Consider the following 13296-nt stretch of genomic DNA (forward strand, 5'->3'; position numbering starts at 1 on the left):
GGTTTGCCACGTAGCTTACAGCTTATGTGTGCTTATCAGGCAGGGCCATGCTTGTTGACCCGATGACCCACTTAACTGACTTTATCGGCCATAACCGGAAAAGGAATAGCCCGATGAAAGCCCTGCTCTGCAAAGCCTTTGGTCCTGCCACTACGTTAGTGCTTGAAGACGTCCCCGGCCCGAAGATCAAACACAACGAAATCCTGCTCGACGTCCGCGCAGCCGGGGTCAACTTTCCCGACACGCTCATCATCGAAGGCAAATACCAGTTCAAACCGCCCTTCCCGTTCTCACCGGGCGGCGAGGCGGCAGGCGTGATAGCGGCCGTAGGCGAAAAAGTCAGCCACTTAAAACCCGGCGACCGGGTCATGGCCCTCACCGGCTGGGGCAGCTTCGCCGAACAGGTCGCCGTCCCCCACTACAACGTGCTGTCGATCCCGGAACGCATGGACTTCACCACCGCCGCTGCCTTCAGCATGACCTACGGCACCTCCATGCACGCGCTCAAACAGCGCGCCAACCTGCAACCCGGCGAAACCCTGCTGGTGCTCGGCGCATCCGGTGGCGTCGGCCTGGCCGCCGTCGAAATCGGCAAAGCCATGGGCGCCCGCGTCATCGCTGCGGCCAGCAGCGCCGAAAAACTTGAAGTGGCCAAAAATGCTGGCGCAGACGAACTCATCAACTACAGCGAAACCAGCCTCAAGGACGAAATCAAGCGCCTCACCAACGGCAACGGCGCCGACGTGATCTACGACCCGGTCGGCGGCGACCTCTTCGACCAGGCCATTCGCGCCATCGCCTGGAACGGCCGCCTGCTGGTCGTCGGCTTCGCCAGCGGCCGCATCCCCGACCTGCCCGTCAACCTCGCCCTGCTCAAAGGTGCCTCGGTGGTCGGCGTATTCTGGGGCTCGTTTGCCCAGAGACAACCACAGGACAATGCGGCGAACTTCAAGCAGTTGTTTGCGTGGTTTGAAGAGGGGAAGTTGAAGCCGCTGGTGTCGACGGTTTATCCGCTGGAGCGAGCTGGGGAGGCGATTGATTTGTTGGGTGGGCGCAGGGCTGTGGGGAAAGTGGTGGTCGTAGTGAGACAGACCTGAAAAATTCCAATGATCCAAAAAATCTAGCATCTCAATACATATATATGTCATTAGCGCTTGAGGACTAAAACAACATAGCCATACAGACAAGGAGAACTGTATGGCCACATGAATAAAGCGGCAAACAAACATATTACATGACCGGACAAGCGGGACTGTAAACATAAGTCACGGAAGCTCGTCCAAACCTCAAAACACTGGCTTCTTTGGAAGTGGCTTTACTAATACCGGCGCGTCCAGTAGCAAACGGAGACGCAGGCGTCTACAGGCACGCGCACAACAGCAAGCAGCACAGGCACGAGCACGAGCACGAGCACGTTCCGAGGCTCAGGCACTTGCAGAACTTCAGGCTGCCGAGCAGGCTGCGGCACAAGCAAGAGCTCAGGCAGAATTAACTGAGCGAGCCCGTGTAGCATCACATGCACAAGCTCAAGCTCAAGCTCAAGCTCAAGCTCAAGCTGAGAAAGGTGAAGCGCATCGTCGTTCTATTGAAACACTGTCTGACAATTATCCGCTGGCACAGTCGGGATTAGCGTCACTCTACTCAAGCGCCTCTGAAGCGCTACAGAATACTATTCAAAAAGAAGTCGAATCTGGTTTCGACCTGAACTTCGAGCATCCGAGTGAACAACAGCTTCTGGATTTAGTACTTCATGAAAAAGCACGCATCAATTATCTGATTTCAGGTAAGAAAGAACAATTGGACAGGCAGGTCTCTGTTGAGCGGTCGGCCCAAAACAGCCCCGACTCTACACAGCAGGATTACCGGAACTATCTTGAGCACCAAACTCAAGGTGATCCCGCACTCATACAGCATGCCCATCAAGCGTGGGTAGACTCGTTATCCAAGGCATACGATGCAAAGCTTCTCGCCGAATCTATTGCGTTGCTAAATGAAAAATCAGCAGCGCTGTCCATTCGTCATGCCGAGCTGTCGCTGGCCAGCAAGGCGGCGAGTCAAGATGCACAGCAGACATCATCCCGGCAGGCCGCTGGCATCGAAAAGCTGTGGTCAATTATTGCCCCCGCAGCAACGACCACCGCAGCGCCGGGCATCAGAAGCGTTGCGACCAACATCGCGAAAGATCAGCTCATCAGGATGGCGACCAGAACGCTGGGCAGCAATCTGGTCACGCTGTTAGCGATGTATCCACAACCGCTGGGCGATGCAGAATTGCCTCCCGCCGTCATCGCCACTCCCCTGTCGCAGCTCAACCTGCCGCCGCATATCGACCTGGAATACGTTGCCAGTGTCAAAGGCACGCTCGACGTCCCTCATCGACTGGTGTCGAACGAAGCCGGAACGAGCGGCGCTGTGCGCTGGATGGCTGCGGATGGTGTGAACGTTGGCACCAAGGTGCGCGTAAGAACGTTCACCTACAACGCAGCGAACAATTCCTACGAATTTATCCGCGACGGTGAGTCCACACCGGCACTGATATGGACGCCAATAGCTCGACCGGCAGACGGTTCGACCAGCTCACCGGCGGGACCGCCAGCGCTGCCGGTAGATCCAGGCAACGCGGTAACCCCTTTTGTACCGGAGCTTGAAGCTTACCCAGCGATTGATCGAGATGATCCCGATGACTACATTCTCATCTCACCGATTGATTCCGGGCTGCCGAACACCTACCTGCTGTTCAAGGACCCAAGGTCCATTCCGGGGGTTGCGAGTGGGTATGGTGAGGCGGTAACAGCGACCTGGTTGAGAGGATCGACGGCAAGCCAACCAGCACCGATTCCTTCCAGTATTGCGGAAAAGCTGAGTGGGCGACCATTCGCAAGTTTTGACAAGTTAAGGGAAGCGATCTGGCTGGAAGTATCCAAAGATCCGGAACTCAGCCGTCATATTGGAGAGCTGAACCTTGAAGAGCTATCAAACAAACGTGCACCTCGCGCACCGTTAGCAGATCACGTAGGCAAACGCGTGAAATATGAAATCCATCACAAACATTGGGTTAGTGACGGGGGATCAGTTTATGATCTGGACAACCTTATAATCATGACACCTAAAGAACATATTCAAACTCACAGGAAAGACCAATGACACTAAAGTCTAAATTAAGCGATTATACCGAAGCTGAATTCATGGAAATCCTGAATGAGCTTTTTGCTGGCGTAAGCGAGACTAAAGAAAATGCTGAAGAATACGTTAATAGCCTTGTCGATCACATCACAGATGTCACCGAACATCCAGAGAAGTCGGACCTATTATATTATCCACCCGAAGGCCGAGAAGATAGCGCCGCTGGGGTCATGAAAGAGATTAAAGAATGGCGAGCTAAAAATGGCAAGCCCGGCTTCAAGACATCTGTTGCCTCATAGTCGACTATAAACTTAAATAAAAGAAGGAAAACTGTCCATGGACGAACTAAACCATCAGCTTAATCAACTTCCTAATTTTCTACATGCAGAAGTTTCTCATCATGTTGGAAATACTGACGGACAACCGCAGGCATATATAGTAGAACGCCATATAAACGCTGCCAACCATCTAATGGCTAGTAAGCGTGCCCCCCCTGCGCCAAGATCATATTGACAATATAACATTCATGTGGGGTGACACGAGATCGTCAAAGCATGACATGGAGAACAGGGCGTTGCTCCGCAGCATGCCGGGGAGCGTTCAAACTGATTTTTTCTCAATGACTATCGATGCTGATTTTCATATGCAGAGCATTCGATTTTTGAGTGAGTTCAAGATCAGCCTCGAATCACTGCATGCTCGATTAAAAGAACAAGAGCGTCAACACGCTGAGCGCCTTGCCCAGGAAGCCGCACAACGCCAAGCCGAAGAGGCAGCGCGCGCAAAAGCCGAAGCTGAAGAAACAGCGAGAAGAATTGCGCAAGAACAAGCTGCGCAGCAGCGAGCTCAGGAAGCCGCGCTGCAATTGGCTCAGCGTCAGATAGAAGAAGCAGAGCGTGCCTTGGCGCAGCGCTTGGCAGAAGAAGCCCGCGTGCGCGAAGCGGAGTCTCGCCAGGCAGTACACGTGACATTTGGGCCGGACGCCTTACGCGACGTTGAAGGCGCGATCAAGGTATTGAAAGACTCCATCGAAATCGCGATCACAGACTTTTCGAATGCGATCACCGCTCACGGAGCGCTCGACATGAGTCAGCTTGAAGCAATTCAACATATGAGCGCCACTCACTGAGTTCTCCCGACAAAGCCTGGACCAAGGCAATGATGCTTTGGTCCAGGCGCTGTGCATCAAGTGATGCTGACGCGAGCGTTATAAACAGACCAGACCACTACAGCGCCTTCCTGACATTCTCCGGCAAATAATCCACGTCCTGCGCATGGTTTTTTTTGGCATTGGGCGACGATGCCCGGCACCGCCTCCAGCAGTTCAATAACCAGAGCCTGACGTTCGTCCAGGCTGAGAAACTGCTCTATGAGCGGGCCGCTCGACAGGTACAGCTCTGTTCGCGTGAACACATCCGGCTTGGCGTTCTTCCGCCACCTGGCACCCACAGTGGTTTTGCTTGCGAAAACTGAAGCTTGCTCAAAGCAGGGGGATTGCCTCAAATGAAAATGCTCAATGTTCATAAAAGAACAACAATTCGTCCCGTTTTCCTACGAAAAATCAGCCGAGAGGCACTGCTTTTTTCTGTAATGAAAATGTAATATTCGCATTCGCAAAAAAATAATAATCAGGAGCATCTCCATGTTTGGTTTTTTCCGTCCCGCCAGGCACCAGACACCCCTTCCCGAAGAAAAAGTCGACAGCACTTATCGTCGCCTGCGCTGGCAGATCTTCGCCGGTATCTTTATCGGTTATGCCGGTTACTACCTGCTGCGCAAGAATTTCTCGCTGGCAATGCCTTACCTGATCGACGAGGGCTACACGCGGGGCCAGCTGGGCGTGGCGATGTCGGCCATCGCGATTGCCTATGGTCTGTCGAAATTCCTCATGGGCATCGTTTCGGACCGCTCCAACCCGCGTTACTTCCTGCCGTTCGGCCTGCTGGTCTCTGCGGGGATCATGTTTGTCTTCGGTTTTGCGCACTGGGCAACCTCCAGCGTCACGATCATGTTTGTGCTGCTGTTCATCAACGGCTGGGCGCAGGGCATGGGCTGGCCGCCGAGCGGGCGGACGATGGTCCACTGGTGGTCGCAGAAAGAGCGCGGCGGCGTGGTGTCGGTGTGGAACGTGGCGCACAACGTCGGCGGCGGCCTGATCGGTCCGCTGTTCCTGCTCGGCATGGGCTGGACCAACGACTGGCATGCGGCGTTCTACGTACCGGCTGCAGTAGCGCTGCTGGTGGCGGTATTTGCGTTCGTCATGATGCGCGACACGCCGCAATCCGTGGGCCTGCCGCCTATCGAGCACTACAAGAACGATTACCCGGAAGGCTACGACGCAAGTCACGAAGAAGAATTCAGCGCCAGGGAAATCTTCGTCAAGTATGTGCTGCGCAACAAGTTCCTCTGGTACATCGCCATGGCCAACGTGTTCGTCTACCTGCTGCGCTATGGCGTGCTGGACTGGGCGCCGACGTACCTGAAAGAGGCCAAGCACTTTTCGGTTGATAAAACCTCGTGGGCTTACTTTCTGTACGAGTGGGCGGGCATTCCGGGCACGCTGCTGTGCGGCTGGATGTCGGACAAGATCTTCAAGGGCAATCGCGGCCTGACCGGCATGGTGTTCATGTTTCTGGTGACCATCGCCACGCTGGTGTACTGGCTGAACCCTGAAGGCAACCCGACCGTCGACATGATCGCACTGGTGTCCATCGGCTTCCTGATCTACGGCCCGGTGATGCTGATCGGCTTGCAGGCGCTGGAACTCGCGCCGAAGAAGGCTGCGGGTACGGCAGCAGGTTTCACCGGTCTGTTCGGTTATCTGGGCGGTTCGGTCGCAGCCAGTGCGGCGATGGGCTACACGGTTGACCACTTCGGCTGGGATGGCGGCTTCGTGCTGCTGATCGGCGCGTGCATTCTGGCGATGGCGTTTCTGGCGCCGACGCTACGGCACAAACAGGTCGCCAGCAGTTCCAGAGACACCACTGGTGACGCCTCCCACCCTCCCAAGGCCTGAGTCAGGCGGTTGCTGACTTGCAGCGCTTGAGCCGCGCCTCCAGATTCAGGTCTGGCATGGCGTGGCTACGCAGGGCCTTGGCGGTTTGCTCCACGTACTCGCGGGTGGTGCCATAACGCCCGCTGGCGGTGGCCAGCACATGGCTGAGCACGCTGTCTGGCAGGTTGCCCGCATAGCTGGGCAGATGCCGCTCCAGGACAAAACCCAACGCCTGCACTTTTCTGCCGTCCTCAAGACGGCAGTTGAGCCAGTGCGGGCGATACGAGGGGTACGGCATTTCGCGCTCCCACAGCGCCAGCAGCGACTTTTCCAGGCATTCATCCGGCAGACGGTAGGCGAAACCGGTGCAGGAGCCGCCGCGATCCAGGCCAAATACCAGACCGGGGACTTCCGGCGTACCGCGATGTTCGTGGGACCACAGGTAAAGCCCGCGGTGATAACCGTGCACGCGCGCGCGCTGGCTCTCTACGGCGGTGCACTCGGGCCGCCAGATCAGTGAGCCGTAGGCGAACAGCCAGACCGGGCCGCCCTTGTGACGACGCATGGTGGCGCCCATGGATGCGAGCAGTTGCTCGCGGGTAAGCTGCGGGCCCATATCGATAACGGGCGGATACGTCAGGCCGAGGCCGTCGTGCACCGCCGCGGCCAACTCGTTGACTGGATTGTCCATTTGCCTCCCTGACAGGTTGACTGTCAGTCTTTACCGAGCCCCGCTGACTCGCTCGTGGGTGAGCGGCATCAGGGTGTCGTGGTTCGGTTCTCTCTGCAGGCCACAGGCCTGTGTTGCCAAAAAACGTCCGGCGAGCCAATGACATCGCCGAAAACTCTAAGCAGTTGAAGCAATTTACACTCCATTTGCCTTGCCGTCAGTCCGGAGTCATGGACGCGGGGCGTAGGCGAACACATCCGCACGCATCTGATGAGCGTCCATGCCGGCGCTGACAAGGGCGTCCAGCGTTCCGTAAATCATCGCCGGCGAGCCGCTGGCGTAGACGTGTACCGCCGACAAATCCTTGATGTCTTCGCAGACGGCTTCATGCAGCAGGCCGCAACGCCCTTCCCAGCCGCACACATCGCTGACCACCTTGTGCAGGAACAGGTTGGGCAGTTTCGCCCATTCATCCCAATGCCTGACCTGATAAAAATCGTCAGGCTTGCGCACGCCCCAATACAGATGCACCGGGTACTTGAAGCCCTTGGCGCGGCAATGCTCGATCAGGCTGTTCATCTGCGCCATGCCGGTGCCTGCGGCGATCAGCACCAGCGGGCCGTCCGGCAGGTCGGCCAGATGGGTATCGCCAAACGGCAACTCGACCCGCGCCATTTTGTTGCGCTGCAACTGTTCGATCAGGCTGCGTGCACTGTCTTCGCGAACCAGCACATGCAGTTCCAGCTCGCGGCCGGTGTGCGGAGCCGAAGCGATGGAAAATGCCGATTTCTCGCCATTCTCACGCTCGATCATCAGGTACTGTCCGGCGTGATAGCGCGGTGCCTTGCCGGCTGGCGCGCGCAGACCAACTCGCCAGACATCGCCCCCCACCTCGACGCACTCGCTCACCTGGCAGGCAAAACTGCGTACCGGCAACTCGCCTTTGGCCAGCACGCCGTCCCACAGCACGACGCACTCTTCGAGCGGCTCGGCCACGCAGGTGTGAATCTCGCCATGATCAAGCTCCTGCCCCGACTGCATCACCCGGCCCTCGACCAGCAACGCCGAGCAGACATGGCAATTGCCGTTGCGACAGCTCTGCGGACAATCGTAGCCGAGGCGCTGTGCGGCATCGAGAATCCGCTCGCCCGGCAGGGTTTCCAGCACCGCACCTGACGGCTGCAAGGTTACGCGCATCAATCTATTCCCAACTGCGTCCAGATCTCGTCCACCCGGCGGGTAGTGGCTTCGTCCTTGACGATCGCCCTGCCCCATTCACGCGTGGTCTCGCCTGGCCATTTGTTAGTGGCATCCAGACCCATTTTTGATCCCAGCCCCGAGACCGGAGAAGCAAAGTCCAGGTAATCGATGGGCGTGTTGTCGATCATCACCGTGTCGCGCTTGGGGTCCATGCGCGTGGTGATGGCCCAGATCACGTCGTTCCAGTCACGCGCATTAATGTCGTCGTCGGTCACGATCACGAACTTGGTGTACATGAACTGGCGCAGGAACGACCAGACACCCAGCATCACGCGCTTGGCATGACCGGGGTACTGTTTCTTGATGGTCACCACCGCCATGCGGTACGAACATCCCTCGGGCGGCAAGTAGAAATCGACGATTTCCGGAAACTGCTTTTGCAGGATCGGCACAAACACTTCGTTGAGCGCGACGCCCAGAATCGCCGGCTCATCCGGCGGCCGGCCGGTGTAGGTGCTGTGGTAGATGGGCTTGATGCGATGGGTGATCCGCTCGACGGTCAGCACCGGAAAGCTGTCGACTTCGTTGTAATAGCCGGTGTGGTCGCCGTAAGGCCCTTCATTGGCTATTTCGCCCGGATGGATCACACCCTCCAGCACGATCTCGGCGCTGGCAGGCACTTGCAGGTTGCTGCCACGGCATTTGATCAGCTCGGTGCGCGAACCGCGCAGCAGCCCGGCGAACGCGTATTCGGAGAGGCTGTCCGGCACCGGGGTCACTGCACCCAGAATGGTTGCCGGGTCAGCACCCAGCGCCACAGCAACCGGATACGGCTCGCCGGGATGTTTGGCGCACCAGTCACGGAAGTCCAGCGCGCCGCCTCGATGGCTGAGCCAGCGCATGATGATCTTGTTGCGGCCGATCACCTGCTGGCGATAGATGCCGAGGTTCTGGCGCTCCTTGTTCGGGCCTTTGGTCACCGTCAGGCCCCAGGTGATCAGCGGCGCGACATCGCCCGGCCAGCAGGTCTGTACGGGCAGCATGCCGAGGTCTACGTCATCGCCTTCGATGACGATCTCCTGACACGGCGCGTCCTTGACGACCTTGGGCGCCATGGCGATGACCTTGCGGAAGATCGGCAGTTTGGACCACGCGTCTTTCAGCCCCTTGGGTGGCTCGGGCTCTTTGAGGAACGCCAGCAACTTGCCGATTTCGCGCAGCTCACTGACCGCTTCGGCGCCCATGCCCATGGCCACGCGCTCGGGCGTGCCAAACAGGTTGCCGAGCACCGGAATATCAAAGCCGACCGGTTTTTCGAACAGCAGGGCCGGGCCTTTGGCGCGCAAGGTACGGTCACAGATTTCAGTCATTTCCAGCACAGGTGAGATCGGCATCTGGATGCGTTTCAACTCTCCGCGCTGCTCAAGCTGCTGCACGAAATCCCTTAGATCTTTGAATTTCATTAACCCGGCCATTTATCCAAATAGATGCACATCCTACCTGCTCCGGCCCTTCAAGGCAGCTAATCCGCGGCACGCAGGCAAAAAAAATGGTGCCCCGAAGGACACCATTTTTTGAGCCAGCCTGCCTGTTACTTGCGTTTCATGGACAGGAAGAACTCGTCGTTGGTCTTGGTCTGCTTGAGCTTGTCGATCAGGAACTCGATAGCGGCGACTTCGTCCATCGGGTGCAGCAGCTTGCGCAGGATCCACATGCGCTGCAACTCGTCATCAGCGGTCAACAGCTCTTCACGGCGTGTGCCGGAGCGGTTGATGTTGATGGCCGGGAACACACGCTTTTCTGCGATCTTGCGATCCAGAGGCAGCTCCATGTTGCCGGTACCCTTGAACTCTTCGTAGATGACTTCATCCATCTTCGAACCGGTTTCAACCAGTGCGGTGGCGATGATGGTCAGCGAGCCGCCTTCTTCGATGTTTCGCGCAGCACCGAAGAAACGCTTTGGCTTCTCGAGGGCGTGAGCATCGACACCACCGGTCAGTACCTTGCCGGAGCTCGGGATGACGGTGTTGTAGGCGCGAGCCAGACGGGTGATGGAGTCGAGCAGGATCACGACGTCTTTCTTGTGCTCGACAAGGCGCTTGGCCTTCTCGATCACCATTTCGGCAACCTGTACGTGACGGGTTGGCGGTTCGTCGAACGTCGAGGCAACCACTTCGCCGCGCACGGTGCGCTGCATTTCGGTTACTTCTTCCGGACGCTCGTCGATCAGCAGAACGATCAGATGCACTTCCGGATTGTTACGCGTGATGTTCGACGCGATGTTCTGCAGCATGATGGTCTTGCCCGCCTTCGGCGGAGCAACGATCAGACCACGCTGACCTTTACCGATCGGTGCGCACAGATCGATCACACGACCGGTCAGGTCTTCGGTGGAACCGTTACCGGCTTCCATCTTCATGCGGATCGTCGGGAACAGCGGCGTCAGGTTTTCGAACAGAATCTTGTTCTTGGCGTTTTCCGGACGGTCGTAGTTGATCGTGTCGACCTTGAGCAGAGCGAAATAACGCTCACCTTCTTTCGGTGGACGGATCTTGCCAACGATGGTGTCGCCGGTACGCAGGTTGAAACGGCGGATCTGGCTGGGGGAGACGTAGATGTCATCAGGGCCGGCCAGGTAGGACGCATCTGCAGAGCGCAGGAAACCGAAGCCGTCCTGGAGAATCTCCAGCACGCCATCACCGGATATTTCCTCGCCACTTTTCGAGTGCCGTTTCAGCAGGGAGAAAATGACGTCCTGCTTGCGCGAGCGGGCCATATTTTCTATGCCGGCCTGTTCGGCCATTTCGAGCAATTCGGTAATCGGCTTTTGCTTGAGTTCAGTCAGGTTCATATGGGGAATGACGTAATCATGTATGGAGGGGGAAATTAAGCTTTTGGCTTAATGAGGCCGCGCCGCAAAGAAGGCGACAGGATCGCGTACAAATCGAAAGGAGAGCGTCGGCGACGGCTAGCAGGGGGCAACGGAGAAGCCGTTGCGGGGCCGAATGTACCACCTGATTTTCCGGGCGTCTAGTATGACACTCGAAAAAAACCCCGCATTTTGCGGGGCTTTGAAACGCCTCAGATGTTGGCGTCGAGGAATGCAGCCAGCTGCGACTTCGACAGAGCGCCCACTTTGGTCGCCTCAACATTGCCGTTCTTGAACAGCATCAGCGTAGGAATACCGCGCACGCCATGCTTGGCAGGGGTTTCCTGGTTTTCATCGATGTTCAGCTTGGCGATCGTCAGCTTGCCTTCGTAGGTAGTGGCGATTTCGTCCAGTACCGGGGCAATCATCTTGCACGGGCCACACCATTCAGCCCAGTAGTCAACAAGCACAGGACCCTGAGCCTTGAGTACTTCAGCTTCGAAGGTGGCGTCGGTGACGTGTTTGATCAGGTCGTTGCTCATGGAAGTCTCCGAGGTCGTAGGCTAAAAACGACGCCCATCATAGCGGTCCTGCTGTGATTCAGGAAGCAAAGCTTCATTGAGTCTGGCTATCGTGCGGCATGACTGCGGTTATGGCCGACGCTCAGTTCGAGGGTGACACGAAGACGATGCCGGTACGCAGGGCTGCACCACGTATGTGTTCCTGCATGGCCTTTTGCGCCGGGCCCGAGGCGTGCCGGGCCAGGGCACGGAGAATCTTGCGGTGCTCCTGCCAGGTTTCCATGACTCGAGCCGCGCGGATGAATGGCATTTTCTGGCTTTCGAGGAAAATATCCGCGCCTGCCGTGACAATCCCGAGCATCGCCTGATTGCCGCTGGCGACCAGGATATGCCGGTGAAATTCGAAATCCAGCCGGGCGGCCGCTTCAAAGTCTCCGGCGCGCAACTCCAGGCGCATCGCTTCGACGTTGTCTTCCAGCACGTCACGTTCGTCGGCCGTCAGCGTCACGGCGGCCAGCCCTGCAGCGAAGCCTTCCAGTGCGTAGCGCAACTGAAAAGTGTCAGCGGGTGAGACCCGGGCTTCGAAAGGCCAGGAAAATCCGCTCGTGCGCTGTTCTGGTTCAGAAACGGACTGAACGAACACGCCTTTGCCCGGCTGCACGCTGACCACGCCCAAGGCGCTGAGCGACGACAAGGCTTCACGCAGCGAGGCGCGACTGACACCCAGCAAAACCGCCAGATCGCGTTGCGACGGCAGGCTTTCGCCGGGCTTGTACCCTTGTTCGGCAATCAACTTGCGAATGGCCCGGAGGGCTGATTCGGGTACTGCGAGTGAAGTGTGCGGCATCACTGTTCAGGCCAGTCAGTCCAGTAAAAAGCCCTTTTATCCCCATCTCGAAAATTCGGCAAGCGACGCCCAGCACTGGGGCGGTCGGGCCTCAAGGCGCGCCAAAGAAGGGCGTGAGATACGCCAACTGGTCAGACCAGTAAGACCGTAATAGCACTGAAAACCTTGAGTTATGGCGCGTAACGAGCGAATGGCATGCGCTGTGCACTGCTGTGAACGGGATACACGCCAACATCTTTCGTTCCGCCCGGAGATTTCATATGACCAAGCGTTACAGCGCTCTGCTTACTGCCTTGTTTGCCAGCCTGATGCTGAGCCAGACGCCCGCGCACGCCAACGGCCTGGACGACGTCATGACGCGCGGCACCTTGAAGGTTGCCGTACCCCAGGACTTCCCGCCGTTCGGCTCGGTCGGCCCGGACATGAAGCCGCGCGGTCTGGACATCGATACTGCACAACTGCTGGCCGACAGGTTGAAGGTCAAACTGGAACTGACGCCGGTCAACAGCACCAACCGCATCCCGTTCCTGACCACCGGCAAGGTTGATCTGGTGATCTCCAGCCTGGGCAAAAACCCGGACCGCGAGAAAGTCATCGATTTCTCCCGCGCCTATGCTCCGTTTTACCTGGCGGTATTCGGCCCGCCTGATTCTCCGGTCAAGGACATCGCCGACCTGAAAGGCAAAACCATCAGCGTGACCCGTGGCGCTATCGAAGACATCGAGCTGTCGGCCGTTGCACCTGAAGGCACCACCATCAAGCGCTTTGAAGACAACAATTCGACCATCGCGGCTTATCTCGCCGGCCAGACCGATCTGATCGCCAGCGGCAACGTGGTGATGGTCGCCATCAGCGAGCGCAACCCTAAACGCATCCCTGCGCTGAAAGTGAAACTCAAGGACTCGCCGGTGTACGTCGGTGTGAACAAGGGTCAGCCGGAACTGCTGGGCAAGGTCAACGAGATTCTGAACGCTGCCAAGGCTGACGGCTCGCTGGAAAAAGCATCCCAGACCTGGCTGAAGCAACCGCTGCCCGCCGATCTCTGATTACTGCTTTTCGGTCACAGGATTC

The 13296-nt window shown here is 57.5% G+C and carries 11 protein-coding genes and 2 pseudogenes; 6 read left to right on the forward strand and 7 right to left on the reverse strand.

Annotated elements, in window-relative coordinates:
• The first annotated feature begins 113 nt into the window (after positions 1 to 113).
• From I9H07_RS22335 to I9H07_RS24955, 4 genes and pseudogenes are all read left to right on the forward strand, one after another.
• Positions 114 to 1097, forward strand: a complete 984-nt coding sequence (locus I9H07_RS22335) for an NADPH:quinone oxidoreductase family protein (protein WP_236423705.1) — start codon at positions 114 to 116, stop codon at positions 1095 to 1097.
• A 112-nt stretch (positions 1098 to 1209) separates the two neighbouring features.
• Positions 1210 to 3144 (forward strand): S-type pyocin domain-containing protein, encoded by a 1935-nt coding sequence (locus tag I9H07_RS22340; RefSeq protein ID WP_419204185.1) that lies wholly within the window; start codon positions 1210 to 1212, stop codon positions 3142 to 3144.
• Complete coding sequence (locus tag I9H07_RS22345) at positions 3141 to 3422, forward strand: bacteriocin immunity protein (protein WP_236426300.1); 282 nt, start codon at positions 3141 to 3143, stop codon at positions 3420 to 3422. The genes I9H07_RS22340 and I9H07_RS22345 overlap by 4 nt, the downstream gene beginning before the upstream one ends.
• 37 nt (positions 3423 to 3459) lie before the next feature.
• A pseudogene (locus tag I9H07_RS24955) lies at positions 3460 to 4252 on the forward strand (hypothetical protein).
• 97 nt (positions 4253 to 4349) lie between these two features.
• Here the strand turns inward: I9H07_RS24955 and I9H07_RS22355 are convergent.
• A pseudogene (locus I9H07_RS22355) lies at positions 4350 to 4569 on the reverse strand (energy transducer TonB); the annotation flags it as partial.
• A gap of 196 nt (positions 4570 to 4765) precedes the next feature.
• On the opposite strand from I9H07_RS22355, the gene glpT reads away from it, so the two are divergent.
• Positions 4766 to 6139, forward strand: a complete 1374-nt coding sequence (glpT, locus tag I9H07_RS22360; protein WP_236425120.1) for a glycerol-3-phosphate transporter — start codon at positions 4766 to 4768, stop codon at positions 6137 to 6139.
• A gap of 1 nt (position 6140) precedes the next feature.
• Here glpT and I9H07_RS22365 read toward each other — a convergent pair whose 3' ends face one another.
• The 6 genes from I9H07_RS22365 to I9H07_RS22390 form a co-directional block, all read right to left on the reverse strand.
• Positions 6141 to 6809 (reverse strand): gamma-glutamylcyclotransferase, encoded by a 669-nt coding sequence (locus I9H07_RS22365; protein ID WP_024674572.1) that lies wholly within the window; start codon positions 6807 to 6809, stop codon positions 6141 to 6143.
• 207 nt (positions 6810 to 7016) lie between these two features.
• Positions 7017 to 7985 (reverse strand): CDP-6-deoxy-delta-3,4-glucoseen reductase, encoded by a 969-nt coding sequence (locus tag I9H07_RS22370; protein ID WP_024674573.1) that lies wholly within the window; start codon positions 7983 to 7985, stop codon positions 7017 to 7019.
• Positions 7985 to 9451, reverse strand: coding sequence for a 4-hydroxy-3-polyprenylbenzoate decarboxylase (gene ubiD / locus I9H07_RS22375; RefSeq protein ID WP_058391549.1), 1467 nt, complete (start codon positions 9449 to 9451; stop codon positions 7985 to 7987). Before ubiD ends, I9H07_RS22370 begins: the two co-directional genes overlap by 1 nt.
• A gap of 128 nt (positions 9452 to 9579) precedes the next feature.
• On the reverse strand, positions 9580 to 10839 hold the full coding sequence (gene rho / locus I9H07_RS22380) for a transcription termination factor Rho (protein ID WP_007248148.1): 1260 nt from the start codon (positions 10837 to 10839) through the stop codon (positions 9580 to 9582).
• Positions 10840 to 11069: 230 nt separating this feature from the next.
• Positions 11070 to 11399 carry a thioredoxin TrxA gene (gene trxA, locus I9H07_RS22385; protein WP_024645146.1) on the reverse strand — a complete coding sequence of 110 codons (330 nt, stop codon included), beginning with the start codon at positions 11397 to 11399 and terminating at the stop codon, positions 11070 to 11072.
• A gap of 121 nt (positions 11400 to 11520) precedes the next feature.
• Positions 11521 to 12225 carry a FadR/GntR family transcriptional regulator gene (locus tag I9H07_RS22390; protein WP_058391548.1) on the reverse strand — a complete coding sequence of 235 codons (705 nt, stop codon included), beginning with the start codon at positions 12223 to 12225 and terminating at the stop codon, positions 11521 to 11523.
• Positions 12226 to 12485: 260 nt separating this feature from the next.
• Here I9H07_RS22390 and I9H07_RS22395 point away from each other — a divergent pair, with 260 nt between their 5' ends.
• Complete coding sequence (locus tag I9H07_RS22395) at positions 12486 to 13271, forward strand: transporter substrate-binding domain-containing protein (RefSeq protein WP_024674576.1); 786 nt, start codon at positions 12486 to 12488, stop codon at positions 13269 to 13271.
• Positions 13272 to 13296: the final 25 nt, after the last annotated feature.

It is taken from the genome of Pseudomonas syringae (assembly GCF_023278085.1).
Taxonomy (GTDB): Bacteria; Pseudomonadota; Gammaproteobacteria; order Pseudomonadales; family Pseudomonadaceae; genus Aquipseudomonas; species Aquipseudomonas syringae_Q.

Excerpts from the sequence above, each read along its gene's own strand:
- I9H07_RS22335 (WP_236423705.1), top strand. The coding sequence starts at position 114 with ATGAAAGCCCTGCTCTGCAAAGCCTTTGGTCCTGCCACTACGTTAGTG.
- I9H07_RS22345 (WP_236426300.1), top strand. The coding sequence starts at position 3,141 with ATGACACTAAAGTCTAAATTAAGCGATTATACCGAAGCTGAATTCATG.
- glpT (WP_236425120.1), top strand. The coding sequence starts at position 4,766 with ATGTTTGGTTTTTTCCGTCCCGCCAGGCACCAGACACCCCTTCCCGAA.
- I9H07_RS22365 (WP_024674572.1), bottom strand. The coding sequence starts at position 6,809 with ATGGACAATCCAGTCAACGAGTTGGCCGCGGCGGTGCACGACGGCCTC.
- I9H07_RS22370 (WP_024674573.1), bottom strand. The coding sequence starts at position 7,985 with ATGCGCGTAACCTTGCAGCCGTCAGGTGCGGTGCTGGAAACCCTGCCG.
- ubiD (WP_058391549.1), bottom strand. The coding sequence starts at position 9,451 with ATGAAATTCAAAGATCTAAGGGATTTCGTGCAGCAGCTTGAGCAGCGC.
- rho (WP_007248148.1), bottom strand. The coding sequence starts at position 10,839 with ATGAACCTGACTGAACTCAAGCAAAAGCCGATTACCGAATTGCTCGAA.
- trxA (WP_024645146.1), bottom strand. The coding sequence starts at position 11,399 with ATGAGCAACGACCTGATCAAACACGTCACCGACGCCACCTTCGAAGCT.
- I9H07_RS22390 (WP_058391548.1), bottom strand. The coding sequence starts at position 12,225 with ATGCCGCACACTTCACTCGCAGTACCCGAATCAGCCCTCCGGGCCATT.
- I9H07_RS22395 (WP_024674576.1), top strand. The coding sequence starts at position 12,486 with ATGACCAAGCGTTACAGCGCTCTGCTTACTGCCTTGTTTGCCAGCCTG.